The organism is Curtobacterium sp. B8, from assembly GCF_000333315.1.
GTDB classification, from domain to species: Bacteria; Actinomycetota; Actinomycetes; order Actinomycetales; family Microbacteriaceae; genus Curtobacterium; species Curtobacterium luteum.
Window position 1 is genome coordinate 1 of record NZ_BACW01000496.1, and the last position, 1,475, is coordinate 1,475.

The window sequence follows — 1,475 nt, forward strand, 5'->3', positions numbered from 1 at the left end:
CCCTCCCGCAGAGTCAGATCGAAGGTCGCTTACGCAGCGCCGACGATGTTGACGACCTTGCGGCCGCCCTTGGTGCCGAACTCGACCGCACCGGCCGAGAGGGCGAACAGCGTGTCGTCGCCACCACGGCCGACGTTGGCGCCCGGGTGGAAGTGCGTGCCGCGCTGGCGGACGATGATCTCGCCGGCGTTGACGACCTCGCCACCGAAGCGCTTCACGCCGAGGCGCTGCGCGTTGGAGTCACGACCGTTGCGAGTGGAGCTCGCACCCTTCTTGTGTGCCATCTTCTGTTCCCGCCTTACGCGATCTCGGTGATCTTGACGCGGGTCAGCTCAGCGCGGAAGCCCTGACGCTTCTTGTACCCGGTCTTGTTCTTGAACTTCTGGATGATGACCTTCGGTCCGCGGAGGTCCTCGAGCACCTCGGCGGTGACGGTCACGTTCGCGAGCTCGGTCGCGGCCGACGTGATGGTGTCACCGTCCACGAGGAGCACCGGAGCGAGCTTGATGTTGCCCTTGTCGTCGGCCTTGGCACGGTCGATCGTGAGGATCGTGCCGACCTCGACCTTCTCCTGACGGCCGCCGGCGCGCACTACTGCGTAAACCACGTGGAATTCCTTACGTACTCTGCTTGAGGGAAGTCTCGGGTGCCCACTGCTGCACGAGCGGCTCCCGGGGAGGCCGGGCCCGATCGGCGACGCAGGCAGAACGGCCCGCTGACACCAGGGGTCGAGAATACTCGATCCCCCCGGGTCCGGTCAAACGGCGACACACGTACCATGGCGTGGTGACCGTCCTGATCGACCCGCCGACGTGGCCTGCGCACGACACGCTGTGGTCGCACCTCGTCAGTGACGAATCGTACGACGAACTCCACGCCTTCGCGAGTGCCGCGGGGATCCCGCCCCGGGCGTTCGACCACGACCACTACGACGTGCCACGCTCGCGATACGACGAGCTCGTGGCGGCGGGGGCGAGCCCCGTGACGGGGCGGGAGCTCGTGCTCCGGCTCATCCGCAGCGGCCTGCGGGTGGCGCAGCGGGACAAGCGCCCGTCCTGACGGGGGCGCGCGACCGTCGCCGCTGCGGCAGGCGCACGGCCGTCGCCGCTGCGGCAGGCGCACGGCCGTCGCCGCTGCGGCACGACAGCGCAGTCGTCGTACGACAGCGGCGGCGTCGCGAGACAGCGGCGGCGTCGCGAGACAGCGACGGCCCGAGACAGCGACGGTCCGAGACAGCGACGGCATCCGAGATCGCGGCGGCGGCCTGGAGGCACGGTGCGACTCCCTCACGGGCCGTGCGCCACGTAGACGGTCGGGTCAGCGCTGGGGCGGCGCCCATGGGTTCGCGGGCGGCTGCTGACCGGCCGGCGGGCCGTACGGGGCGCCCTGCTGCGGGTACGGCGGCTGCCCCTGCGTGTGCTGCCCCGACGGCGCGTGCTGCGGCTGCTGCGCGTAGGGCTGCGGCTGCGTGCGGC

General features: G+C 70.6%; 3 protein-coding genes. 1 reads left to right on the forward strand and 2 read right to left on the reverse strand.

Translation table 11 applies throughout. The features are described 5' to 3' along the window. Positions 1–29 precede the first annotated feature (29 nt). Together rpmA and rplU are read right to left on the reverse strand one after the other, a co-directional pair. On the reverse strand, positions 30–284 hold the full coding sequence (gene rpmA, locus I59_RS12700; protein ID WP_022904186.1) for a 50S ribosomal protein L27: 255 nt from the start codon (positions 282–284) through the stop codon (positions 30–32). Positions 285–298: 14 nt separating this feature from the next. Then, positions 299–607 carry a 50S ribosomal protein L21 gene (gene rplU, locus I59_RS12705; protein WP_022904187.1) on the reverse strand — a complete coding sequence of 103 codons (309 nt, stop codon included), beginning with the start codon at positions 605–607 and terminating at the stop codon, positions 299–301. Positions 608–786: 179 nt separating this feature from the next. Here rplU and I59_RS12710 point away from each other — a divergent pair, with 179 nt between their 5' ends. Further along, a complete protein-coding gene (locus I59_RS12710; RefSeq protein ID WP_031273757.1) occupies positions 787–1,059 on the forward strand; it encodes a DUF4031 domain-containing protein in 273 nt (90 codons plus the stop codon). The last annotated feature ends 416 nt before the right edge of the window (positions 1,060–1,475 follow it).

Bases quoted from the DNA above. Each gene is read 5' to 3' on its own strand.
- rpmA (WP_022904186.1), bottom strand. From the start codon at position 284: ATGGCACACAAGAAGGGTGCGAGCTCCACTCGCAACGGTCGTGACTCC.